This window comes from Streptomyces sp. NPDC048590 (assembly GCF_043199535.1).
Taxonomy (GTDB): Bacteria; Actinomycetota; Actinomycetes; order Streptomycetales; family Streptomycetaceae; genus Streptomyces.
Genome location: NZ_JBICWC010000019.1, coordinates 12,543 through 36,098, shown reverse-complemented (window position 1 = coordinate 36,098; position 23,556 = coordinate 12,543). Strand labels below are relative to the sequence as shown.

The 23,556-nt window shown below is 72.1% G+C and carries 17 protein-coding genes; 10 read left to right on the top strand and 7 right to left on the bottom strand.

Annotated features, from left to right (window positions below; all coding sequences use genetic code 11):
* Positions 1 to 5: 5 nt before the first annotated feature.
* From ACGFNN_RS34060 to ACGFNN_RS34050, 3 genes are all read left to right on the top strand, one after another.
* Positions 6 to 413 (top strand): VOC family protein, encoded by a 408-nt coding sequence (locus ACGFNN_RS34060; RefSeq protein WP_393561810.1) that lies wholly within the window; start codon positions 6 to 8, stop codon positions 411 to 413.
* Between the two features lie 547 nt (positions 414 to 960).
* On the top strand, positions 961 to 2,253 hold the full coding sequence (locus tag ACGFNN_RS34055; protein WP_393561809.1) for a YeeE/YedE family protein: 1,293 nt from the start codon (positions 961 to 963) through the stop codon (positions 2,251 to 2,253).
* 223 nt (positions 2,254 to 2,476) lie between these two features.
* Positions 2,477 to 2,887, top strand: a complete 411-nt coding sequence (locus tag ACGFNN_RS34050) for a hypothetical protein (protein WP_393561808.1) — start codon at positions 2,477 to 2,479, stop codon at positions 2,885 to 2,887.
* 161 nt (positions 2,888 to 3,048) lie between these two features.
* On the opposite strand, the gene ACGFNN_RS34045 is transcribed toward ACGFNN_RS34050, so the two are convergent.
* A complete protein-coding gene (locus ACGFNN_RS34045) occupies positions 3,049 to 4,272 on the bottom strand; it encodes a PP2C family protein-serine/threonine phosphatase (RefSeq protein ID WP_393561807.1) in 1,224 nt (407 codons plus the stop codon).
* 143 nt (positions 4,273 to 4,415) lie between these two features.
* Between ACGFNN_RS34045 and ACGFNN_RS34040 the strand changes: the two genes are divergently transcribed.
* The 7 genes from ACGFNN_RS34040 (at position 4,416) to ACGFNN_RS34010 (ending at position 16,704) form a co-directional block, all read left to right on the top strand.
* Positions 4,416 to 6,764: a GH92 family glycosyl hydrolase gene (locus tag ACGFNN_RS34040; protein WP_393561806.1), complete on the top strand. Its 2,349-nt coding sequence runs from the start codon at positions 4,416 to 4,418 to the stop codon at positions 6,762 to 6,764.
* Positions 6,765 to 7,048: 284 nt separating this feature from the next.
* On the top strand, positions 7,049 to 8,587 hold the full coding sequence (locus ACGFNN_RS34035; RefSeq protein ID WP_393561805.1) for a glycoside hydrolase family 43 protein: 1,539 nt from the start codon (positions 7,049 to 7,051) through the stop codon (positions 8,585 to 8,587).
* A 197-nt stretch (positions 8,588 to 8,784) separates the two neighbouring features.
* Entirely contained in the window at positions 8,785 to 11,799 is a 3,015-nt protein-coding gene (locus tag ACGFNN_RS34030) for a hypothetical protein (RefSeq protein ID WP_393561835.1), read from the top strand.
* A 240-nt stretch (positions 11,800 to 12,039) separates the two neighbouring features.
* Positions 12,040 to 13,194 carry a polyprenyl synthetase family protein gene (locus ACGFNN_RS34025; protein ID WP_393561804.1) on the top strand — a complete coding sequence of 385 codons (1,155 nt, stop codon included), beginning with the start codon at positions 12,040 to 12,042 and terminating at the stop codon, positions 13,192 to 13,194.
* Positions 13,191 to 14,723 (top strand): phytoene desaturase family protein, encoded by a 1,533-nt coding sequence (crtI, locus tag ACGFNN_RS34020; RefSeq protein WP_393561803.1) that lies wholly within the window; start codon positions 13,191 to 13,193, stop codon positions 14,721 to 14,723. The genes ACGFNN_RS34025 and crtI overlap by 4 nt, the downstream gene beginning before the upstream one ends.
* Positions 14,720 to 15,706, top strand: a complete 987-nt coding sequence (locus ACGFNN_RS34015; RefSeq protein ID WP_393561802.1) for a phytoene/squalene synthase family protein — start codon at positions 14,720 to 14,722, stop codon at positions 15,704 to 15,706. Before crtI ends, ACGFNN_RS34015 begins: the two co-directional genes overlap by 4 nt.
* Positions 15,703 to 16,704, top strand: a complete 1,002-nt coding sequence (locus ACGFNN_RS34010; RefSeq protein WP_365098487.1) for a DUF5914 domain-containing protein — start codon at positions 15,703 to 15,705, stop codon at positions 16,702 to 16,704. The genes ACGFNN_RS34015 and ACGFNN_RS34010 overlap by 4 nt, the downstream gene beginning before the upstream one ends.
* A gap of 2 nt (positions 16,705 to 16,706) precedes the next feature.
* Here ACGFNN_RS34010 and ACGFNN_RS34005 read toward each other — a convergent pair whose 3' ends face one another.
* The 6 genes from ACGFNN_RS34005 to ACGFNN_RS33980 all read right to left on the bottom strand — a co-directional run bounded on the left by ACGFNN_RS34005 (position 16,707) and on the right by ACGFNN_RS33980 (position 23,474).
* On the bottom strand, positions 16,707 to 18,257 hold the full coding sequence (locus tag ACGFNN_RS34005) for an FAD-dependent oxidoreductase (RefSeq protein WP_393561801.1): 1,551 nt from the start codon (positions 18,255 to 18,257) through the stop codon (positions 16,707 to 16,709).
* On the bottom strand, positions 18,254 to 18,988 hold the full coding sequence (locus ACGFNN_RS34000; RefSeq protein ID WP_365098491.1) for a class I SAM-dependent methyltransferase: 735 nt from the start codon (positions 18,986 to 18,988) through the stop codon (positions 18,254 to 18,256). Before ACGFNN_RS34000 ends, ACGFNN_RS34005 begins: the two co-directional genes overlap by 4 nt.
* Positions 18,988 to 20,193: a lycopene cyclase family protein gene (locus ACGFNN_RS33995; protein WP_393561800.1), complete on the bottom strand. Its 1,206-nt coding sequence runs from the start codon at positions 20,191 to 20,193 to the stop codon at positions 18,988 to 18,990. Before ACGFNN_RS33995 ends, ACGFNN_RS34000 begins: the two co-directional genes overlap by 1 nt.
* Positions 20,190 to 21,455 carry an NAD(P)/FAD-dependent oxidoreductase gene (locus tag ACGFNN_RS33990; RefSeq protein ID WP_393561799.1) on the bottom strand — a complete coding sequence of 422 codons (1,266 nt, stop codon included), beginning with the start codon at positions 21,453 to 21,455 and terminating at the stop codon, positions 20,190 to 20,192. The genes ACGFNN_RS33995 and ACGFNN_RS33990 overlap by 4 nt, the downstream gene beginning before the upstream one ends.
* A 169-nt stretch (positions 21,456 to 21,624) precedes the next feature.
* Entirely contained in the window at positions 21,625 to 21,855 is a 231-nt protein-coding gene (locus tag ACGFNN_RS33985; RefSeq protein ID WP_393561798.1) for a DUF2945 domain-containing protein, read from the bottom strand.
* Positions 21,856 to 21,953: 98 nt separating this feature from the next.
* Positions 21,954 to 23,474, bottom strand: coding sequence for an alpha/beta hydrolase (locus ACGFNN_RS33980; protein ID WP_393561797.1), 1,521 nt, complete (start codon positions 23,472 to 23,474; stop codon positions 21,954 to 21,956).
* Positions 23,475 to 23,556: the final 82 nt, after the last annotated feature.

Below are 23,556 nucleotides of genomic sequence, written 5' to 3'. Positions count from 1 at the left end.
AAGAAATGACATCTCGCCTCAACCCGTACCTGAGCTTTCCGGGGGACGCGCGTCAGGCTCTGGAGTTCTACAAGAGCGTCCTGGGAGGCGACCTCTCCCTGAACACCTACGGTGAGTTCGGCGGTGGTGGCGGCGCCCACACCGACAAGATCATGCACGGCAGGCTGGAGACGGCGGGCGGGCTCACTCTGATGGGGGCCGACAACCCGCCCGGCACCGAGCACAAGCCGGGAAACAACTTCGCGGTGAGCCTGAGCGGTGACGACCCGGATGAACTGCGCGGCTACTGGGACAAGCTGTCCGAGGGTGCCACGGTGGCCGTTCCGCTGGAGAAGCAGATGTGGGGCGATGTGTTCGGCATGTGCACCGACAAGTTCGGCATCTCCTGGATGGTCAACATCGGCGGGCAGTGACCCCGGTGTGCGCGCGGGGCGTCCGAGGCGGCGGGGTGGTCGTGGTCCCGGGGGCGTCGCGGCGGGCGGTCCGTACGGCTGTCGGTGAGGCCGATGGCCCCGCCTCCGCTTGGTCGCCAACTCCGAGCGCCTCCTCGCCGGTCCGGGAGCGTCGTCGACGGACGCGCAGCGGACGCGGATCGCGCCCTCGCTCCCGGGCCGGGGTCGCAGTGGAATGGTCGGTGGTGCGATCGCCTGGAGCGGTCCGCGCCATCGCCCGGAAGCCTCGGACCGGGGACCGGGTTGGTGCCCGGCGCCGGGGTGCGGGGAGATCCCACAGGGCGTCTCAAGCGGATCCGCATGGTGAGACCGGCGTACATCCGGAGCAGCGCCTTCCGTATATTCGTACGCATGTCTGCATCGGCCCCGCTACTGCGCCTCGCGCTGTTCGCGCACTCGGCCTGGTGTGTCGACGACGGGCTCTGTCTCGGCTGAACGCCGTGTCGGCGCGCTTCAGTCGCCGACCGCCCGAGCCGCCTCCCGTCGAACACACCTCCGGAGACCCTCCGTGACCACCGCGCCACCTGCCGGGCCGGCCGCGTCGCCGCGTGCCCTGCCCACCCTGTTCGTCCCTTCCCCCACCTCGGTCCCGCGACCGGACGCGCCGTCCCTGCCGCCGGTACGCCGGACACCGCTCGCCGTGTCAGGGCTGATATCCGTCGCACTGACCGCGTACGTCTGGCTCCAGCACGGCGCCGAGCCGGGCGTGCTCCTCCTGCTCGGCCTCGGTCTGGGCGTCGCCCTGTTCCACTCCCGCTTCGGATTCACGTCCGCCTGGCGACAGCTCATCGCCGTCGGCAACGGCACCGGGCTGCGCGCCCACACGCTGCTGCTCGGAACCACGGCGACGCTCTTCGCCCTCGTCATCGGTACGGGCACAGGCCTGTTCGGCTCGCAGCCCGCTCCGTCGGCGGGACCCCTCGGAGTCGGCCTGGCCGTCGGATCGCTGCTCTTCGCCATCGGCATGCAGCTCGGAGGAGCCTGTGCCTCCGGCACCCTCTTCGCCGTCGGCTCCGGGCAGACGCCCGTGGTGCTCACGCTCGGCGGGTTCATCGCCGGTGCCACTCTGGCGGCCTGGCAGTTCGACCTCTGGAAGGACCTTCCCGCCTGGGAGCCGGTGGTCCTCTCCGACCACATCGGCTGGTTCGGCTCCTGGGCGGTGACCATCGGCGCGCTGCTCCTGGTCGTCCTCGTCACGCGGCGTGTCCAGGCCCGGCGCAACCCGCCGCCCCTCGGCCCGGTGCCCTCGGCTCGCACCGCCGTCGTCCGGGCGGTGCGGGGTTCGTGGCCGCTGGCCGCCGGTGCCCTGGTGCTGGCGGTACTCGGTGCCGGCGTCCTGCTGGTGTCCGGGGGAGCCTGGGGCGTCACCAGCGCCTTCAGCCTCTGGGGCTCGGAGCTGGTGGGTGCGCTCGGCGGGCACCCGGAGAACTGGACCTGGTGGCAGCAGCCCGGCAACTCCGAGATGCTGGCGGGCCCTGTCCTCGCCGACAAGACCAGCCTCACCGACATCGGCATCATGGCCGGCGCGGCCGTTGCCGCCGCCCTGGGCGGCACATGGGCCCTGCACAGCGGTGTGCCGTGGCGAACCGCCGTCGCGTCGGTGCTCGGCGGCGTACTCATGGGCGTCGGCGCCCGCCTGGCGGGAGGCTGCAACATCGGCGCCTACCTGGCCGGGATCGCCTCGGGCAGCCTCAGCGGCTGGATCTGGGGCGCTGTCGCCCTGGCCGGCACCTGGATCGGCCTCCGGCTGCGACCCGTCTTCGGTCTCGGCAATCCCAAGCCGGGCGACGGCGTCTGCTGATCCCCTCCCGTGCCCGACCGGGCCGGATTCCCGCCGCGGAGAGGCGCCTCGCCCCTCCGCCGCGACGGGAATCCGGCCCGGCTTCGTGTCCGGGCGGTCCGGGTGCGGCCCGGAAGGAGTGATGACACACCCATCATGACAGGTCAGCGGGCGTTTTCGTAGGACGAACAGCACGCTTTCCAGGCCTTGTTCGGGGTCCGCCCCGGGTCCCAGAATCACCGGCATGAATCACAGGGAGAGCGTCGATCATCACGCCGTTCTGCGGGCACGGACTCTGCTGCTCGGATCCGGCACCACCAACATCCACGAGACCGTCGACGCCTACCGAGTGCTCGCGAACGTGAGCCCTGCGGTATATCTGCCGCGCCTGGCCCAGGCGCTCCTCGAGTACGACAAGGTGACCCTGCGGAACGCCGAGACCCGGCTGGCCGTCGTGACCGAGGCCGCCGAGGCGGCCGGCCGCATGGACGAGACCGACAAGAAGAGGGCAGCCCTGCTGCTGGAGGCTCTGGAGGCTCTGGAGGCTCTGGAGGCGCTGAGGGAGGAACTGCTCCTGCTGGGGAGGACCGAGGAGGCCCGATCGGTGGGCCAGGAGCATGCTCGGCCGGCTGCCGAGGGGAAGCGCCCGAGCTGACGCCGAGCCACCCGAGGTGGCCCGAGCTGACGCCGAGCCACCCGAACCGCTGACGCCGGTGCGCCGGTGAGGCCCGGACGGAGGACCCCGCCTCCGTTCGGGCCCGCACTGTCCAGGGCTCACCGGGCGGTGTCATGGCGCTCCGGGCTCACGGGGCGGTGTCACGGCGCTCCGGGCTCCGCCTCCGGGCCGGGCTCGCCGTGGGTGACGGCGACCAGGGCCAGATCGTCGGTCAGCACCCCGGCCGTATGGTCGTGGACCGCCTCGGCGAGCCTCTCCACGACCTCCGGCGGGCCGAGACGCCATGACCGCCGCAGGTCCTCGTCCGGCGTGTAGAAGCGGCCCTCGCCGTCCCGTGCCTCCAACAGGCCGTCCGTACAGAGCAGCAGGAGATGCCCGGGGCCGAACGGCCGTGCCTCGTCGATCCACGGTCCGGTGTCGAACTCTCCCAGCCCCAGCGGCAGCCCGGGGTGCTCCGGCACCCAGGTCAGGAGCGAATCCTCGCTCACCAGGAAGGCCGGGCAGTGGCCCCTGCTGATCAGACGCACCTCGGTGCCCTCGTCCGGGATCTGCGCGATGGCGGCCGTGATGAAGTGCTCGTCGCCCGTGTCGGGGCCGCCGCGCACCGCGTCGGCCTCGCGGGTGTGCCGGTTGACCGCCTCGTCGAGCCGGCGGGCCAGTTCCGCCAGGGTCGGGGTGTGGTGCGCCGCTTCGTGGAAGCTTCCCACCAGCGCCGCGACGCTGGGAATCGCGTTCAGTCCCTTGCCGCGTACGTCACCGATGAGCAGGCGAACTCCGTACCGGGTGCGTTCCACCGCGTAGAGGTCGCCACCCACAGCGGCTGCCGCGGAGGCCGCTTCGTACCGGACCGCGATCCAGGTCTTCCCCTGCCAGGCCCGTACGGGTGGGAGAACGGCGCGCTGGGCGCTCTCCGCCACCCGCTCCGCTCCCTGCAGGCGCCGTCGTAGATACAGCCGAAGCTGGCACAGGGGTACGGAGGCCCAGGCGAGGATCACCATGGCGACGAAGTCCACCACGGCGTGACCGCCGTCGGAGGACCAGTGGTTCGCGAGCAGCAGGACCAGGCCGGCCAGGCTGTTGAGTGCCGCGACCGCCACGACGGTGCGCAGCGTGTAGACGCAGGCAGCCATCATGCTGCTCAGGATCAGGAAGACATCGCCGCTAAAGGCCCCCGGCGTGGGCAGGTCGACGGCCAGGGCGAGCGCCACCAGCGCGAACGGCGCGAGCAGCGCCCACCGGGGCAGCAGGTCACTCTCGTCCTGGGCGTGCGAAACCAGCCCCGTCGTGGTGCGGTGCGGACTCATCGCGGCGACTCCGGATGCGAACAGGCGGTAGGGGGCGCCGTGCGCACTCGGCGTCCTCATCCGACCTTGGCGCGCCGGAGAGCGTCCCGCGAACGGAAGGACGGCAGACGCGTCACCACTCTTGACGAGTACACGCATTCGGGCCAAGAATGATCACGCAGTGCGCATGACAACGTTGTCTAGGCTCGAGAGGCGCTCACCCCATGAGATGGACCCACTGGATTCGCGGTGCGGGGGCGGCGGCCGCCACGGCCGCCCTCCTCGGCGGCGCCGTCGCCGCACCTGCCGTGGCGGAGGGAGGCGGGCACGCGGAGCGTGGTCGTCTCACCGATCTCGTCAACCCGTTCATCGGTACCGAGAACGAGGGCAACACCTATCCGGGTGCCGCGGTGCCCTTCGGCATGGTGCAGTTCTCGCCCGACACCGGGCACAACACGGGGTACGACTACTCGGAGACCCACATCAGGGGCTTCTCCACGGTCCACATCTCCGGCGTCGGCTGCGGCCTCGGCGGTGACCTCCCGGTCCTCCCGACGACCGGTGACATCACGTCGACCGACAACGCCACCTACGCGGCGGAGTTCAGCCACGAGGACGAGAAGGCGAGCCCCGGCACCTACGAGGTCGGTCTCAAGACCGGCATCAAGGCCGAGCTCAGCGCCACCGAGCGGACCGGTGTGCAGCGTTACACCTTCCCCGCCACAGACAAGGCCAACGTCCTCATCAACGCGGGTCAGTCGCTGCACAAGACGTTGAGTACCAAGGTCGAGATCCTCGACAACCGCACCGTGCGCACGGCGATCACCGGCAGCGGCTTCTGTCAGGACACCAAGCCGTACACCGTGTACACCATCACCCGATTCGACCGCCCGTTCCTCAACTCGGGTACCTGGAAGGGGGACACGGTCACTCCGGGGTCCTCCTCGTCGTCCGCCGGCAGTGAGCGGAACGGCGCTTTCCTCCGCTTCGACACCTCCAAGGACCGCACGGTCGAGGCGACCACGGCGATCTCGTACGTCGACGCGAAGGGCGCGGCACTCAACCTCCGTGCCGAGGGCGGTCGTTCGTACGACCGTGTCGCCAAGGCCGCGCAGGCCGCGTGGGAGGACCGCCTCGACGACGTCCGGGCTCAGGGCGGCAGCGAGACGCTGCGGCGGACCTTCTACTCGTCCCTCTACCGCTCCTTCCTCGCGCCGAACGTCGGCAGCGACGTCGACGGCCGCTACACCGGCTGGGACCAGAAGATCCACCGGGCCAAGGGCTTCACGTACTACCAGAACTGGTCGCTGTGGGACACCTACCGCACCCAGGCCCAGTTGCTCTCGCTCCTGGCGCCGAGTGAGTCCCGCGACATGGCGATATCCGTCATCAAGATCGACCAGGACAGCGGCTGGCTGCCCAAGTGGGGCTACGGCACCGTCGAGACGAACATCATGACCGGTGACCCGGTCACCCCCTTCCTCACCAACGCCTACCAGCAGGGCCTCCTCAAGGGTTACGAAGAACAGGCCTACCGGGCGCTGAAGAAGAACGCCGACGGAGTACCTCCGGCCGACTCGGCCCCCGTGGGCCGCGAGGCCAACAAGGAGTACCTCGCCGAGGGATTCGCGCCGTACATCAAGGACCGTGCCCACGTGAAGCCGGGTGACTCCGACTACGACCACGGTGCCTCCGCGACGCTGGAGTACGCGCTCTCCGACGCGATGCTGAGCCAGATGGCGAAGGAGCTGGGGCACAAGGACGACGCCGCGCGGTACGCGAAGCGTGCGCAGAACTACCGCAAGATCTTCGACAGTTCGACCGGCTTCTTCCGCGCGCGGGACGAGAAGGGCGACTTCACCGGACCCGCCGACCCCGCGCAGAGCGAAGGTTTCCACGAGGGGACGTCCTGGCAGTACCAGTGGCTCGTCCCCCAGGACCTGCCCGGCATGGTCTCCCTGATCGGTGGCACCGACGCCGCCAATGAGCGCCTCGACTCGTTCTTCGCCTACGAGCAACTGCTCCAGGACCCGGCGAAGACCGCCCGCGAGGTGTGGGTGAACGGACCGTACGACTACTACAACGCGGACAAGTACAACCCGCAGAACGAGCCCGATCTCATCGCCCCCTACACCTACCTCTCCACGGGGCAGCCCTGGAAGACGACCGACGTGGTCCACGCCGCGCTGACGCTCTTCACCGACACCCCGACCGGCATGACCGGCAACGACGACCTGGGCACCATGTCCGCCTGGAACGTCCTGTCCTCCATCGGGATCTTCCCCGTCCAGCCGGGCACGGACACCTGGGGCCTGTCGACTCCCGTCTTCGAGCGTGTCGACCTGACGCTCGACCGGCGGTACTACCCCAAGGGCCGTCTGACCGTCAGGGCGCCCGGCACCACCGACGCGGCGCGCTACATCCAGTCCGCCCGCACCGACGGGGCCGCCTACGGCAAGACCTACCTCACCACCGAGGACATCCGGGACACGAGCGACCTGACCTTCGAGGTCGGCACCGAACCCTCGGCGTGGGGCACCTCGGCCGAGGCGGCGCCGCCCGCTCTGAAGTGACCGCCTGAGGCACCGCCCGCATCGGACAGCGGACCCGCCCTTCTCCCGGAGGGGCGGGTCCGCTGCCGTGTGTGCGGGCAGGCCGTCATCGAAGCGCTTCGATCCTTGTGCCCCCGAACGAGGCGGCGACGGCCGGGAACCCGAGGTGGGGCGCGACCGCATGCGTACGGGAGTCCGGTCTTGTCCGTACCCGTTGACACCTCGGCAGCCGAGTGCCATCTTCGAAGCGCTTCAACGATCATGGCCGCAGGACCCGGTCCTGGCCCCGACCCGAGGACTGACCGATGACGTTCTTCGACAATCCCGTGATCCCCGGATTCAGTCCTGATCCGAGCATCTGCCGCGTGGGTGAGGACTACTACGTCGCGACCTCCAGCTTCGAGTACGTGCCCGGAGTTCCGCTGTGGCACAGCCGCGACCTGGTGAACTGGCGGCTCCTCGGGCATGCCCTGGACCGGCCGTCGCAGCTGACGCTCCCGGAGGACGCACCGGCTTCCTGCGGCGTGTACGCCCCGACGCTGCGTCACCACGACGGCCGGTTCTGGATGATCACCACGGTGGTCGCCGGACAGGGCAACATCCTGGTGACGGCCGATGACCCCGCCGGCCCGTGGTCGGATCCGGTGCCGGTCGGCATACCCGGCATCGATCCCGACCTCGCCTGGGACGACGACGGCACGTGCTGGTGCGTGTACTCCAACGACGGCATCCGGGGGGTGCGCATCGACCCGGAGAGCGGCGAACTCCTCGGCGAGCCCGTGGCGATGTGGTCGGGAAGTGGTCTGCAGTATCCGGAGGGTCCTCACCTCTACCGGATCGGCGACTGGTGGTACCTGCTCCTCTCGGAGGGCGGGACGGAGCGCGGGCACGCCATGTCGGTGGCCAGGGCCCGCACCCTGCCGGGGCCCTTCGAGCCGCATCCGGCGAATCCGGTGCTCTCCCACCGCAGCACCGGCCACCCGGTGCAGAACACCGGCCACGGAGACCTCGTGCAGGCGCACGACGGCACCTGGTGGATGGTGCTGCTGGGGACCCGGCCTCGCGGCGACACCCCGAAGTTCCACGGCATGGGCCGGGAGACCTTCCTCGCACCGGTGAGCTGGGAGGACGAGTGGCCCCTGCCAGGACCGCTGGAGCTCCGCGCTCCCGCTCCGGAACTGAAGCCGCACCCCTGGCCCGGGGATTCGTCGCGCGACGACTTCGACTCCACCGCTCTCGCCCCGTGCTGGGTCACCCTGAGGCAGCACGATCCGGCGGCCGTACGCCTGGACGAGCGCCCCGGGCATCTGGTGCTGCACGCCCGGGCCGACGGCCTGGAGAAGCCCGGTGCGCTGTTCGTCGGACGCCGCCAGCGCGACCCCGACTGCTGCGCGCGGACCCGGGCGGACGTGGGTGAGGACGGACGAGGCGGCCTGGCGGTGCGCCTCGACGAGGCGCACCACTATCAGGTGGAGAAGGAGGGCGACCTCGTGCGCGCCGTCGCCCGGATCGGCCCGGTGCGGCAGACGGTGGCCGAGCGGGTCGTTCCGCCGGGACCTCTGACGCTGCGGATCGATGTGACGACCACCGACGTGCTGCCGCCCACCGTCACCGTACGACCCCCCGGCGACGGCGCGGACGCTCTGGCCGGCCTCCGCGTGGGAGGCCCCGACACCCTGCGTCTGGGGTACGAGACGGAGGAAGGAGAGTTCGAGGTCCTCGCGGAGCTCGACGGCCGTTACCTGACCACGGAGGTCGCCGGCGGCTTCACCGGCCGCGTCTTCGGCATGTACGCGACCCGGAGCGCTGTCGCGTTCGACTGGTTCGACCTGCGGCGGTCCTGAGCCGCCGCGGCGGACCCTGCCCTGCGAGGCGGACGGGGTTCCGTGCGCCGGGCCCGGCACACCGTGAGGACCGGCGGGCGGTGATCGGAACTGATCGTCACAGGGCTTCTGCGCGGGACCGGTGGTTCCTACGATGGTGCGATGAACTGTGGGGGCGGGTGGGCCGGGTGAGGCCACGGGCGTCAGCCGTGACGACGATGCTCGTGTTCCTGCTGTCCGGCGTGCTGGTGGCGTGGGCGCTCGACGGGGCACTGGGGCTGTCCTTCACGGAGAAGGCCGTGCCCGTGGAACGGGCCCTGCCCGCACCGGCGGAAGCCCCTCGCGCGGCGCCCACGCTGCGCGAGGTGACCGGACTCGCGGGCACCCGGCTGCAACTCGCCGGCCAGGCGGTCGGCGACGCACTCGTCGCCCGTGGCGCTCACGCCCCGGCCCTCCGTTCCGACCGCGAAGTGAAGCCGGGAGGCGGCGAACTGACCGTACGCGTCGGCGCCCTCCCGCAGGGCGGATCCGCCGAGCGGTACCGGCTGACCCGCCGTGGACCGGGCTACGTCCTGGACACCGCCACCGTGGCCGGTGCAGCCGCCGGCCTGTACCGGTTCGCGGACCGGGTGCGCGGCGGCGAGGACGTGATGGCCGACCGGGGACGCGAGGTGGCACCGCGCCTCGGGCTGAGACTGATCGACACAGGCGCGGTCGGTCTGGACGACGATCCGGCCCGGTTCTCCGGTGGCGGCGACTACTCCCTGAACTCCGACGTCGTCGGGACGGCGTTGCTGCCCGAGGCCCCGTGGGTCGACCCCGCAGCGACCGCACGCATCGGTGAGCAGTTCCGCACCCTGGTCCGCCATGCGCTGAGGGACGGCTACAACGCGGTGGTGGTGCCCGGCTTCCTCGAGTACGTCACCTTCTCCGGCGTCGGCGACGGGCGAGCCGTGTACCCGCCGGGCGATGCGCACATCGCCCGGGCGCACGCGATGGCCGAGGCGTTCGCACCGGTGTGGCGCTACGCCCACGAAGCGGGCATGCGGGTCTACTTCCAGACCGACATGCTCGCCCTCTCCCCGCCTCTCCGCCGTCATCTCGAGAGCGAGTTCGGTGGACTGCCCACCGACGACCCGGACCTGTGGTCGGTGTACGCGGCAGGCCTCCGGGAGCTGTACCACGTGATGCCGTTCGCCTCCGGGCTGATGATCCGGACCGGTGAAGGAGGTTCCGCCTACCGCCTGCCCGGGTGGGACTACACCTCGGCGATCGAGGTGACGACGGCCGGCTCGGTCCGTGCCATGCTGCGCTCCTTGCTGGCCGCCACGGCCCGGGAAGGCGGCGACCGGGAGGTGATCTTCCGTACCTGGAGCGTAGGCGTCGGCGCGGTCGGCGATCTGCACACCAATCCCACCTCCTACGAGGCAGTACTCCACGGGATCGACGATCCGCGACTGATCGTGTCGACGAAGTACTCCCAGGGCGACTTCTACTCCCATCTGCCGCTCAATCCGACACTGCTCGGCGGATCCCAGCGGCGGATCGTGGAGTTCCAGGCGCGCCGCGAGTTCGAGGGCCAGGGAGCGCTGCCGGACGATCTGGCGGAGCTGCAGCAGACCGCCCTACTGCGCTTCCTTGCCGCCAACCCTCACGTCGAGGGGGTGTGGACCTGGGCGCAGACGGGCGGGCCGCTGTACGCGGGGCCGCGCTCGCTCTACCTGCGCACCGGCTTCTGGCAGTTGTGGGACGTGAACGTGTACCTGACCGCCCGCCTGGCGCAGGACCCGGACACAGACGTCCCCCGGGCACGGGCCGCCTGGATCCGCAGCACGTTCTCGGACGACCCGGAGACCGTCTCCGCCGTCGAGCGGATCCTGGCGCTCTCCCGCCCGGTGATCACACAGGGGCTGTACATCAGGCCGTACGCCGACACCTCGGCCAGAGCGCTCGGGCTCGAGCCCCCGCCCATGATGTGGATCTTCGAGTGGGACATCGCGACGGGTGACAGCGCCGCCCTGTCCAGCATCTACGCCGCCACCCGGGCCAGGCTGACACAGGCGCTCACCGACGGGCGGCGAGCAGTCGAGCTCTCCCGGCACCAGGAGCGGCTTCTGGCCGGTACCGACGTCGGCGCCTGGCGCGACCCAAGACTTCGCGAACGGTTCACGGCCGCCCTCGCCTACCAGACCGACCTCTTGACGGTGCTCGGCGAATACCGCGGGGCGGTGCTCTGGCACCAGCGATGGCTGGACACCGGATCGGCCGAGGCGGCAACCCGCTGGCATGCGGCCGAGAAGCGGTTCCGTACATCGGCAGAGGAACACCAAAGGCGGTACGGCGCCGATCTCGACCTGCCCGCCTACAACTTCACGGCGGCCGAACTGGGTCTGCGCCGGGCCGACCGGGACCCGGCCATGGCGTGGTGGGCACGCGCTCTCCTGCTCGCCCTGCTGCTCACCGCCGTGGCCGCCGTGACCGCACGCCGGCTGCCGGGCGCCGCCGGCGTGCGCGCGCTGATGACCGCGGCGCTGTGCCCGTGGCGTGTTGGGGCGTGCACCGAGCCGCCGGGCCGGCTGGACCGGGCCGTGGTGTGGCTCCTGCCGGGCCTGGTGATCGTCATGAGCCGCGCTGTCTTCACCTGGATGGCGGCGCCGGTGCACCTGGCGGTGACACTCGGCGCCTGGGCGGTCTTCACGGCCGTGCTGCGCTGCGCCGCCGGCCGCCACGGGTACCGGCTGGCGGCGGCGGTGGGCGGTGTCGCGGTGCTGCGGACGCTGCCCCTGCTGGGCGTCCTGGCCGTGCGTGGGCCCGGCTTCTACTGGTCCGGGTTCTGGACCTCGGCACCGGGCCGGTTCCTCTACGTCACGGTCGCCTGGGCGTTGTTCCTCTGGGTGTTCGCGGCCGCCTGGTGGGCCCTGCGCGACGGCTGCGGCCTGAGCGTCCGCCGGGCGTGGGGGTGGCTGCTGGCCGCCGTGGGCACCGCGGCCACGGTGTGCGGCGCCCTCACCTGGGCGGTGGGGGCCGAGACGTCCCTGAGTACCTGGAACGACCAGATGGCACTGCTCCCGTGGGGCCTGCACCGCATCCTGGGCCTCACCGAGTACTTGGGGATCCCCGTGACGGTGCCGCGTACGGTCACCCTCACCGCCGCCGTCGTGACCGCGGTGGCGGCCCTGCTGATCGCCGCGCGCACCAAGGGCACCCGGGTGAGCGAGGCCGATCGGCCCTAGAGGGCGAGGGGCCGCTCATTCCGCCAGTCATGAATCGCTCCTTCCCGGTCCTGTTCCGCGCCCCCTCCGACGGGAGCTGTGCGTGTGACTCGTCGTCGGCCGCGCCCCGCACCTCCGCCGTCCGGGTGAACTCCGCGACGACCCTGCCGTCCACCGGGCAGGCATAGGCGCATCCGCGGTCCCCTGCACCGGAGGCGCTGTCGGAGGCGGCGGCGGAGAACCGGGCGAAAGGGGCCACGCATGCTCGGTCCACGGGCGACGCGAGCGGGAACCGGCGCAGGTGCCGGCGGTGTGGACGAGGCTCCGGGTACGGCGGCGGAAGCCGTCTCGGCCGTGGAGGCCGTGCTGCGGGAGCACCTCGACGCGAGGCTGAGGGAGGCGGCGCGGACGGACTCCGTCTTCGCGGAGGAGGTGGCGTCCCGAGTCGTCGGCCTCGCCCTGCGCGGGGGCAAGCGGCTGCGCACGGCCTTCGTCCGGTGCGGATGGCTGGCATCCGGAGGGACGGGAGACCACCTGACGCCGCTGCGTCTGGGCGCGGCGCTCGAACTGCTGCAGACCTGTGCGCTGGTGCACGACGACGTCATGGACGAATCGCCGGTACGCCGCGGCGCACCCGCGGTCCACGAGGACTTCGCCCTCATGCACCGGACAGGACGCATGCGAGGTTCCTCCGAGTCCTTCTCGGCCGGCGCGGCCGTGCTCGCCGGAGACCTGGCACTGGCCTGGGCCGACGACCTGCTGACCGACGTCGCGCTGTCCCACCCCTACGGCCCGCGTCTGCACCAGGAGTGGCAGGCGATGCGTTCCGAGATGATCGCCGGTCAGTACCTCGACATGCGGGCCCAGGCGACCGGATCCGCCGACCCGGCCCAGGCGCGGAACGTGGCCGTCCTCAAGAGCGCCCTCTACACGGTGGAGCGTCCGCTGGCCATGGGGGCCGCCCTCGCGGCGGCCGACACCCGCACGACGGATGCGCTCAGATCCGCCGGACGTTGCGCGGGACTCGCCTTCCAGCTCCACGACGACCTGCTGGGCGCGTTCGGCGACCCGGCCGTCACGGGCAAACCCGCCGACGAGGACCTGCGTGCACGCAAGCTCACCTACCTCCTCGCGGTCGCTCTCCGGCTCGCCGACGAGTCGGGTGACACCGAAGCGATGGCCGTACTCGGCCCCGGCACCGTCACACCCGACGAGGACACCGTCGCCCGGATGCGCGCGGCGCTGCAGCGCACTGGCGCGCGGGCCGCGGTGGAGGAGGAGATCGCCGCGCTGTCGGCGTCGAGCCTGGGGCACTTCGCCTCCTCCGGCGCGGATTCCGGAGCCCGCCGGGAGTTCGCCTCACTGCTCGCCCGCGCCGTGGGCACCGCGCCGGCAGGCGAGGAGGAGGACGTATGAGGACGGTTCAGGGCCCGACGGACCATGTGGTGGTCGTCGGTGCGGGCCTGTCCGGCCTCTCCGCCACTCTCCACCTGCTCGGGTCGGGCCGCAGGGTGACGGTGGTGGAGCGCGACGCCGGCCCGGGCGGGCGAGCGGGACGCCGCGAGATCGGCGGCTACCACATCGACACCGGCCCCACCGTGCTGACCATGCCTCACCTGGCCGACGAGGCCTTCGCCGCCGTGGGCGACAGCCTCCACCGGCGGGTCGAGCTGATTCCCCTCGACCCCGCCTACCGGGCGCGATTCGCGGACGGCAGCCAGGTCGACGTCCACACCGACGGCGACGCCATGGAAGCCGAGGTACGCCGTTTCGCCGGAGCGGCCGAGGCCGCCGGGTACCGCAGGCTGCGCACCTGGCTGGAACGCATCTACCGGGCCCAGATGCGCCGCTTCATCGACACCAACTTCGACTCCCCCTTCCAGCTGCTGCACCCGGATCTGGCGCGGCTTGCCGCCCTGGGCGGCTTCGGCCGCCTCGACCCGCAGATCGGCAGGTTCCTCTCGGACCCGCGGCTGCGCCGGGTGTTCTCCTTCCAGTCGCTCTACGCCGGAGTCGCCCCGGCCCGCGCTCTCGCCGCGTACGCGGTCATCGCGTACATGGACACCGTCGCGGGAGTCTGGTTCCCGAAGGGCGGTATGCACGCCCTGCCCCGCGCGATGGCCGACGCGGCGGCCGACGCCGGGGGCGAGTTCCGCTGGTCGGCCGAGGTGAGTGCACTGGAGAGCACCGCTGGGCGCGTACGGGCCGTCCGGCTCGCCTCGGGGGAGAGGATCACCTGCGACGCGGTCGTGCTCACACCCGATCTGCCCGTCGCCCACCGGCTCCTGGGCCGGGTGCCCCGCCGGCCGGGACGCCTTCGTCACGCCCCGTCCGCCGTGGTCCTGCACGCCGGGACCGACCGTACCTGGCCGGAACTCGCGCACCACACGCTGTCGTTCGGCGAGGCCTGGGAAGGGACCTTCGACGAACTCACCCGGACCGGACGGCTGATGAGCGATCCCTCGCTGCTCATCACCAGGCCGACGACGCACGATCCCTCACTCGCGCCCCACGGCCGGCACCTGCACTACGTCCTGGCCCCCTGCCCGAACACCACGACCGGCCCCTCTGCGGTCACCTGGGGCGACCTGGGACCGCGCTACAGGGACAGCCTGCTGTCCGTCCTGGAGAGCAGAGGGTTGCACGGTTTCGAGGCCTCCCTCGAGCGCGAACTCCTCGTTACGCCCGTGGACTGGACCGCCCAGGGGCACGCGGCGGGCACCCCGTTCTCCGTGGCCCACACCTTCGCGCAGACCGGTCCCTTCCGGCCCCGCAACCTCGTACGCGGCCACGACAACGTCGTACTCGCCGGATGCGGGACCACCCCGGGCGTCGGCGTGCCGACCGTGCTCCTGAGCGGGAAGCTCGCGGCATCCCGCATCACCGGCCCGACGCGCACGACCGACCGCCACCGCACCCCCGCCCACGGGAGGCAGAGCCGATGAGCCGACGCGAACTCGACGCCGCCGGGATCACCGAGCCCGCGCTGCGCTCCGCCTACGCCCGGTGCAGGAGTCTCAACGCCCGGCACGGCAGGACGTACTTCCTCGCCACCCGGCTGCTGCCGGTCGAACGACGGCCCGCGGTGCACGCTCTGTACGGCTTCGCCAGGTGGGCCGACGACATCGTGGACGACCTGGACCGCGGGCAGCCTCCCACGGAACGTGACCGGCTGCTGCGACGCCTGGAGAGCGACCTCGCCCACGGACTGCGGACCGGAGGCGGCGACGAACCCGTGGTCCGCGCCGTCGCGGACACCGCCGCACGCTACGAGATCGACCACGGACTCTTCGCCGACTTCCTGGCGTCCATGCGCAGCGACCTCACCGTCACCGACTACCCGTCCTATCCGGACCTGCGGGCCTACATGCACGGATCGGCGGCGGTCATCGGGCTGCAGATGCTGCCGGTGCTCGGCACGGTCGTCGCCCGAGAGCAGGCCGCCCCGCACGCGGCCGCCCTCGGCGAGGCGTTCCAGCTGACCAACTTCCTGCGCGACGTGGGAGAGGACCTGGAACGCGGACGCGTCTACCTCCCGGCCGATCTGCTCGCCTCGCACGGTGTCGACCGGCGCCTGCTGGAGTGGAGCCGGCGGACCGGGCGTCATGACCCGCGCATCCGGAACGCGTTCGCCGACGCCGACGCGATGATCCGTACCGTCTACGCGTTCGCGGAACCGGGGATCGCCATGCTCGAACCGCGGGTACGGCCCTGCATCCGCACGGCGTTCGTCCTCTACCGGGGCATCCTGGACGCGATCGCGGCGGACGACTACCGGGCGCTGCACCGGCGCGCGGTCGTCGCACGGCGGCGGCGCGCCGTGACCGCCGCCGGTGGGCTCGCACGGATCCTCGGCGCCCGGATGCGACCCCGGCATCCGGGCAGAGCGCCGGAACAGGTGGCCAGGACGAAGGGATCCCTGCGATGAACGGCGCCCGGCGACGCTGGTCCCCACCCCTGCGGGTGCGGCGCGCGCCCCGATGGGCCACTCAGCCCGCGACCTGGCGCCGCGCGAGGCCCGCCCTGATCGCGGAAGCGCTGCGCCGTGCCGCGGCGAGACCGTCGGGCAACTGGTACGTCGTCGGGTCCTCCCGGGATCTCGGCGCGAGGCAGCGCCCCTACGGCCGAACCGTCGCCGGGGTGGAGGTCGTCCTCTGGCGGACCCCCGACGGCACCCTGCGGGCCGGGCCGGGGGAGTGCCCGCACCTCGGAGCACCCTTGCGGGACAGCCGGGTCGTCTGCGGAACCCTCATGTGCCACTGGCACGGACTCGCCCTGGACGGCAGCCCGTTCGCCGGCTGGGAGCCCTTCCCGCTGTACGACGACGGGGTGCTGGTCTGGGTGAGGCTCGACCGGGCCGGTGGCGAAGAGCCGCTGGAGCGCCCGGTCGTACCCGTGAGACCGACGCCGGACGGCGCGGTGGACGCGGTCTTCACCACGGCCGGCCGGTGCGAACCCGAGGACGTGGTCGCCAACCGCCTCGACCCCTGGCACGGATCCTGGTTCCATCCCTACGCGTTCGTCGGTCTGAAGGTGGTGGAGACGCCCGAGGAAGGGGAGGACGACTCGTTCGCCGTCGATGTCTCGTTCAAGGTCGCAGGCCGGCTCGTCGTGCCGGTGCGGGCGGTCTTCACGGCTCCCGAACCCCGCACGGTGGTCATGCACATCACGGACGGTGAGGGCACGGGATCCGTGGTGGAGACCCATGCGACCCCCATCACCGCGCCAGGAGCCACCCACCCGCGTACGGCGGTCGTCGAAGCGGTCGTCGCCTCGTCGGACCGGCGCGGCTTCGCCCTGGCCCGCGCTGCCGCGCCCGCCCTGCGACCGCTGATGCGCCGCACGGCGGGCAGGCTCTGGCGCGACGACCTGGCCTACGCCGAACGGCGCTGGTCACTGCGGAGCACGGGGCGCTTCCCCGGCTGACCTCAGCGCCGCCCGGTCTGCCTCGCCAGCGCGCGCAGGGCCCGGGATCGCCCCGCCCCCGGAACGGTCCGCAACACCTCGCCGCGCACTCCCCACCCGGCCAGCAGCGCGTTGCCCGCAAGGAATCCCGAGGTGGCCGCGCGCTCCATCAGCGCGACCGGGAGATCCGTGCGCACCAGATCACCCGCCAGCATCACGCGGGGATCGGGCGTGCGGACACCCGGCCGGCGGCGGTACCCGCCCACCGGGAAGACCGGGCAGTCGGCGCGCCACTCGTGGCGGGCGTCCACGACCCGGGCGTCCACGGTCTCCGGGTAGACCTCGTGCATCCGGTCCAGCATCCTGCGCTGGACCTCCTTACGCTCCTCCCGCTCGTCCACCGCGTACGCGTGGAGCTCGACCACGGATCCCCCGGTACGGGCGGCCCAACGGGCGGACTCGCCCTCCCAGCGGTCCAGGACGCTGATGTTGTCGAGGCCGTCGTACCCACTGGTCCCGAGGAACCCGGCACGCCTCACGTCCACCGGGCGGTCCAGCCACAGCCGGGAGACGAGGAACGGCGGGGCGGTGCGCAGCGCGTCCACATCCTCACGCCAAGACGCGTCCCCCAACTCCGGTGAACCGCGCACGACATGGCGCAGGCCGTCGGTGTCCAGCGCCAGGACCACACCCTGGTACCGGCCGGTCCCGTCCCCGGTCTCCACGATGAGGTCGCCGCCGCCGTCCGAGTGGACTCGGCTGACCGGGCACGCGGTGCGCACCTGTGTGCCGAGTCCGCGCAGGTAGCCCTCGAGCGGCTCCCACAACGCCTGAGGGAACGGTTCACGCGGCACGTCGAAGAGGAGCCCTTCCGACGATCCCAGGAAGTAGATGTGGAACATCAGCAGGAGTTCGGCGGCCGACAGCTCCCGCGGGTCGGCGAAGAAGCTGCGCGAGAACACCTCGAACGCCAGATGCCGGGCCGCCTCCGGGAAGTTGATCCGGCGCAGGAACTCCTCGGCGCTCACCCCGTCGAACCGCTCGTACACCTCGGGAACCCGTACGTCGAGCAGCGGCAGGGCCTTGCGCGGATTCATCGCGGCCAGGTCGCGCCAGCCGAACGACGGGCTGAGCGCGACGAATCCGAGCGCGCTCCACGGTGGAGTCCTCGGCACACGGGCGAAGCCGTCCGTCAGGCCGTCGCGGTGCCGCAGAGGGTAATCCGGCAGCGGGACCAGCGCCGACAGCCCGGGATCCGTACGGCGCAACAGCGCTCGCAGGTTGTAGTACTGCCGGAAGAAGGCGTGGAAACCCCGGCTCATCGTCACCGCCGACCCGTCGGCAAGCGAGACCGGCCACCCGGCGAGGCGGCCGCCCAGGCTCTCCCCGCGTTCGTAGAGGGTGACGCGCACACCGCGTTCGGCCAGGCAGGTGGCCGCGGCGATCCCGGCGATGCCGCCGCCGATCACCGCGACCGAGGGAGCCTCCCCGGAGAAGCGCGCCCGTCCTGGTTCCGGCAGGAGCACCTCCGCCCGGCCGTCCCGGCCGTGCACGCCGAGCCCGCGGGCCCTCATGCGGCACCGGGACCGACGTGCCCCGCACCCTTGCGGGCCAGGAAGACATGGACGATGCCCGTCTGCCAGCCGCCGACCGGAACGGTCCGCACGAAGGGGAAGCCCGCCCGCGCGATCCGCTCCGCGAAGACGGGCGCGGTGTCGAACGCCAGGACGCTGCGCCACAGATGGTGATACAGCTCGCGGTCGCCGGTCAGGGTCCCCGCCGGCACGATGACGCCCGCGCACACCGCGTTCCACACGGCCCGGTGCACGGGCGAGCCGCTCAGACTGTACTCGTGGACCAGCAGACGGCCCCCCGGACGCAGAAGGGTCCGCACCGATCCGAGCACCTCACCCGGTTCGGCGACGTTGCGGAAGAGATAGGCGGCGAACACCGCGTCGAACGAACCGTCGTCGTCGGTGGTGGACAATTCCTCGGCCGACCGGTGCAGGAACCGGACGTTCGGAGGCCAGCGCTTGGCCCGCGCCCGGTCCAGCATCCCGGCGGAGGCGTCCACCGCCGTGATCCTCGCGTACGGCGCCGCGCGCAGCAGCGCCCGCGTCGAGGCGCCCGTACCGCACCCGAGGTCCAGCACCCGCAGACCCCGCCCGCCCCGCGGAAGACGCAGTCGGTGGGCCGAGCGGAACAGATCCGAGCGGTATCCGGGGTTCAGCGCCGTGAGGCGGTCGTAGGTGAGCGAGGCATGATCGAAGGCCCGCGCCAGATCGCGGTCCCGCAGCAGGGTCATCAGGTGCGCTCCTCGGATCGGGCGGTGAGCCGCCGGGTCAGGAAGGGGAGTTCGGCCGCAGTACGGAGCATCGGGCCCACCGGGGTCCGCAGCCCGATGCCGAACTCCTCCCACGGTGTGCTCCCGCCGTCCAGGAACCTCAGCAGACGCTCCATGGGGACCCGGCGGAACAGATCGGTGAAGAACCGCGGGCCGTCCACGCGCCCGGTGTCCAGAGCCCTGAGCAGAACCGCGTCCATGGCGAGCGCACGGCGGCCGTGCGGCGGGGGAACGCCCGGGCGGCCACGTTCCAGCGCCGCCGCGACGGCGAGGCTCTGGCGCTGAACCGCGGCGAAGGTGTAACCCGTCGCCGGACGCGTCGCCCCGCCCGCGGCCCCGATACGGAAGACCGCGCGGCCGACGCGGCGCGGGAACCGGGCGTCGGTCATGGGGATGACGCCCTGTTCGGCGGAGTCTACGGTGAACCGGCCCAGCCGCAGGACGCTTCCGGTGTAGTGCCGCAGCGCGTCGTCGTAAGCGGTGGCGGTGAGGGGTGTCCGGGAGAACTCGGTGTACTCGACCAGAGCGCGGTCCGGCGCGAGCGGCAGCACATAGCCGAACGCGAGCCCGTGCCGCGGCTGAGGCACCCGGAAGTCCATGAGATCGGCGACCTTTGGCTCGAAGCGGGGTTCTGACGTACGGACGAACCAGCCCCGGAAGTGCTGCAGCAGCAGTGTCCGGTGCGGCGGCATCTGCCGCACCGGACGGGAGTCGAAGACCAGGGCCGCGCGCAGGGTGAGCGCCTCCCCGTCCGCGGTCGTGCAGCGCACCTCCGCGCCCCGGTGCGTGTCCCTCACCGCGTGGGCCGTGGCACGCAGGACCCGGGAGGTCCCGGACTCCGCCAGACGTGCGTGAACCAGCTGCTCGAAGAGGCCGGATCGCACCATGCGGTAGCGCAGGGGGACTGGCTCCGACTCGATCACGTGGCCCTCAGGACCCCGCACCCGCAGCCGTCCCCAAGAGGCGGTGACGGCCTCCTCGAACGCTCCAGGGCCGGCTTCCCAGTAGCACCAGGTGCGTTCCGGTGGCCGCAGCGGCCCGTCGGGTGCCTCGACCACGGTCACCGCTCTCCCGGCGGCGGTGAGACCGTGCGCCAGGCAGAGCCCTGCCGCGCCACCGCCCACGACGACGACATCGTCCGCCGTCCGCCGGCCTCCAACCGTCACGGTCCGGAGGTACGCGCGGAGGCGAGGTCGGCCAGCACCTCGCGGGCGGCCCTGCTGCCGGAGGCCAGTGCCCCCTGTACCGAACCGGTCGCCCGGTGGTCCCCGCAGACGTAGCGGCCCCGCGCGAAGCGGGTCGTACGGCTCAGCGGCCATGGCGGGCGCATCGCCGGGAGGGCGCCCTCGACCGTGCGTTCGGCGACCGTCTCCCAGGTGCTGGTGTCCGTGTCGTACAGCTCGGCCAGCCGTGCGCGGACCGTCGGCTCCCCGCCCGCCGGGCCCGAGCCGAGGACCGACGTCGACACCAGGGAGGTGCCCGGTGGCGCGTAGGTGGGGGCGACCTCGGTCAGGACACAGCTGTTCAGAACGGCGAGGCCGCTGTCCACGACCAGGGTCGGCTCCGTCAGCGGTGAGTGGGTGGCGGCGTGGTAGTACGTCGTGACCGTCCGGCTGCCGGGCACCGGCAGCCCGGGCAGCAGCCGCGTGGCCACGGAGGCGTCCGTGGCCACGACCACCACACCGGCCGGGCGTTCGTCCCCGTCGGCCAGGAGGACCCCGTCGTCGGTCACCTCGGCCACGGCCGAGCCGAGCTTGATGATCCCTTCCGGAAGCCCCGCGGCGAGCTGTTCGGGCACGGCCCCGATGCCACGTGCGGGCAGACAGAGAGTTCCCCGCACCATGCTCCGCAGGACCAGGTGCATGAACCGCGACGAGGTCTCCAGCCCCTCCTCCAGGAACACCCCGGAGAGGAAGGGCCGGAGGAAGTCCTCGACCGCTCGCGGGGACAACCCGGCGCGGACGAGTGCCTGCGACGCCGAACGGTCGGTCCCGCCCGCCACGAGCCTGGCGGGCAGCAGGGCGTCACGGGCGGCGAGCGCGGCGAGGGCCGCGAGATCCCGCCCGGGCAGGACGAGCCCCGGAAGCAGCTGGGCCGCGTCCCGGGGGCGCCGGGTCGGGTCCGTGACACGGACCCGTCCCGAGGGCGTCCGTGCCACGAGCCCCGGAGTGAAGGGCCGCAGTCGCAGGGCGCGCAGATCGACACGCCTCTTCACCTGCGGGTACGAGGTGTTGAAGACCTGGAAACCCCGGTCGAGCAGGAAGCCGTCCTGACGGTCGGTGCGCATCCGGCCACCGACCCCGTCGGACGCCTCCAGCACCTCAACGCGCAGCCCGGCCTCACTGAGGTCGCGTGCGCAGGAGAGTCCTGCCAGGCCGGCGCCCACGACGACGGCATCAGGAGGCGGGGGGTGCTGTCGGTTCGTCATCCGTGCCCCTCGGTTCGGTCCCGTACAGCTGACGGGCTGTCAACCCGATCACGTTCAGGGCGCCGAAGCCAGCAGCCGCCACGGGGATGGTCTCTTCGAGTGACGCGGTCAGCCCGAGAGGGACGACGTCCGGGGCCGGCCGGGAGCCGGTTCCTCCCAGGTGTGGCGCTCACGAACCGTCGCTCTCCTTCCGCAGTGCGTCCGGCCTGTGTACGGCGGAGCGGCCGCTCCTGTCACTCTCGACCTCGTACTGGGGGTCCTCGTCCGAGGCGTCGACGGTCCGGCCGGCCGCGCGCGTCCGGTCCGTGTGCTTCTCGGTGACCTCGCCCTCCACCTTCCTGCCGTGGCTCTTCCAGGAAACCTTGTCGCCCTTGCGTAGATCGTCGTCCTTGCTCGCCATGGCGACCTCCTCGCGTGCGTGTACGGCCGATGTCGCTGCTTTCCCAGCGTCATGCAGATCTCCACCGTGCGCACCCGCGGGGCCGGAGACAGCGCTGATCAGGCCGTCAGGTGGTCCAGCACGGTGCGCAACGCCCTGCGAACCGCCTCGCGCGACTCGTCCGTGCGGTCGATGGCGTCGAAGGTGTGGTGACCGTTCGGCACGTCGATCAGGTCCAGGGCGGCACCACAGGCGAGCGCCGCGTGCACGAACTCCTCCACGGTGGTCGCGATCTCGGTGTTCTCCAGGCCCACGCGCACCAGCACCAGCGGCAGGGAACCCGCGTGCGCGACGGCCTCCGCGGGCCTGAACCGGACGCCGATCCGGCCCCAGTTGGGAAGCGCCGCCATGATCGGGTAGTTGGCCGCCAGGCACCTCAGCCACGCGGGCGGCTTCGCCATCCAGTCGGCCGTGAGCGGACCGCTGCCGGAGAAGAACCACAGGGCGACCCGATCCGCGTCCACCCGGGGATCGGCCCTGACCCGCTCCACCGCGTCGGCCAGATCGGCGGCCGCCCGCTCGTAGTCGTTCACCGTGTGCAGGCCGTGGTCCAGGATCGCGCCCACCATTCCGCGGCCGGCCACGCTGTGGGCGTATCCCTGGAGGACGGGCCAGTCGCGGGGAGTCGGCCGGGCTTCGGCGGGCACCGGGCCGCCGTGGACGAAGACCACGGCGGGGAGCGGGCCCCGGGCAGCGGGCGGTACGTACAGATCGAGGTTGCCGTTGCGCTCACGCGGTACCTCGGGAACGTCGAGGAGGAACGGCCCCAGATGCGCGGGCGGGCTCCCGGCGTCCGGGGCCGTCAGCCGGCTGCCCCGGCCCGCCGCGGCCTGTAGCAGTGTGCCGGCCAGCTCCGCGGGCGTGGAGAGCATCGGCCAGTGGCCCGTGGGCAGTTCGAGGAACGACATCCCGGCATCGACGAGCGGCAGCAGGGTGGGCTCACCCAGATTCACCCGAGCCTGGACCAGGGCGATGCTCGCACCGTTGCCGGTGCACAGCACCCCCGACATGGGCACGGCGGCCACCGCACCGGTCAGGCTCAGCGGCTGCAGCAGCGTACCCAGGGGCTGGGGGCGGGCGAGAGCAGTGAGCCGGTCGAGCTGCGTGTCCGGGACACCCGCGGTGCTTCCCCAGTGCCGCCACTCCTCGCGTGCCGGGGGCGGGAGCACGGCCCCCGGCGCTCCCCCTCCGGCGGCACGGAGCACCTCCTCGCGCAGGCTCTGATCGGCCACCGCGGCGAGTGCGGGCGCACCGTCGCGGGGGAGCCCCGAGTCGAGGTAGACGATCCGGTTGACGGAATCCGCCCGCCGGTCGGCAGCGCCCACGACCGGATGGATGCCGTAGTCGTGGCCGACGAGCACGATCTCGTCCGAGGCCACCCGTAGTGCCCCGTCGATCGCCGCCACGACATCCGCGACATGGGCCTCCAGGTCCACCCCCGCACCGGAGGTTCCGGCGTCGCCGAGCCCCCCGAGGGCAACGGCGTGGACACGCGCTCCCTCCTCCTCCAGCCGTGCTGCCGTGCTCTCCCAGACACGGGGTCCGGTGAACATTCCGGACACCAGGATGAACGTGGTCACTGAGTCTCCTCGGTACGCCGTCGTAGCGGAGCGGCCGGGTCGGCCGCCCGTCGCGGGTACCGTAGGAACTCCCCCTGAGGGA

What these genes read in the sequence shown, in the direction of transcription:
- ACGFNN_RS34045 (WP_393561807.1), bottom strand. Translation starts at nt 4,272, where the DNA reads ATGAGGACGCCGAGTGCGCACGGCGCCCCCTACCGCCTGTTCGCATCC.
- ACGFNN_RS34025 (WP_393561804.1), top strand. Translation starts at nt 12,040, where the DNA reads ATGCTCGGTCCACGGGCGACGCGAGCGGGAACCGGCGCAGGTGCCGGC.
- ACGFNN_RS34050 (WP_393561808.1), top strand. Translation starts at nt 2,477, where the DNA reads ATGAATCACAGGGAGAGCGTCGATCATCACGCCGTTCTGCGGGCACGG.
- ACGFNN_RS34015 (WP_393561802.1), top strand. Translation starts at nt 14,720, where the DNA reads ATGAGCCGACGCGAACTCGACGCCGCCGGGATCACCGAGCCCGCGCTG.
- ACGFNN_RS33990 (WP_393561799.1), bottom strand. Translation starts at nt 21,455, where the DNA reads ATGACGAACCGACAGCACCCCCCGCCTCCTGATGCCGTCGTCGTGGGC.
- ACGFNN_RS34005 (WP_393561801.1), bottom strand. Translation starts at nt 18,257, where the DNA reads ATGAGGGCCCGCGGGCTCGGCGTGCACGGCCGGGACGGCCGGGCGGAG.
- ACGFNN_RS34060 (WP_393561810.1), top strand. Translation starts at nt 6, where the DNA reads ATGACATCTCGCCTCAACCCGTACCTGAGCTTTCCGGGGGACGCGCGT.
- ACGFNN_RS34040 (WP_393561806.1), top strand. Translation starts at nt 4,416, where the DNA reads ATGAGATGGACCCACTGGATTCGCGGTGCGGGGGCGGCGGCCGCCACG.
- crtI (WP_393561803.1), top strand. Translation starts at nt 13,191, where the DNA reads ATGAGGACGGTTCAGGGCCCGACGGACCATGTGGTGGTCGTCGGTGCG.
- ACGFNN_RS34030 (WP_393561835.1), top strand. Translation starts at nt 8,785, where the DNA reads ATGCTCGTGTTCCTGCTGTCCGGCGTGCTGGTGGCGTGGGCGCTCGAC.
- ACGFNN_RS34010 (WP_365098487.1), top strand. Translation starts at nt 15,703, where the DNA reads ATGAACGGCGCCCGGCGACGCTGGTCCCCACCCCTGCGGGTGCGGCGC.
- ACGFNN_RS34000 (WP_365098491.1), bottom strand. Translation starts at nt 18,988, where the DNA reads ATGACCCTGCTGCGGGACCGCGATCTGGCGCGGGCCTTCGATCATGCC.
- ACGFNN_RS33985 (WP_393561798.1), bottom strand. Translation starts at nt 21,855, where the DNA reads ATGGCGAGCAAGGACGACGATCTACGCAAGGGCGACAAGGTTTCCTGG.
- ACGFNN_RS34035 (WP_393561805.1), top strand. Translation starts at nt 7,049, where the DNA reads ATGACGTTCTTCGACAATCCCGTGATCCCCGGATTCAGTCCTGATCCG.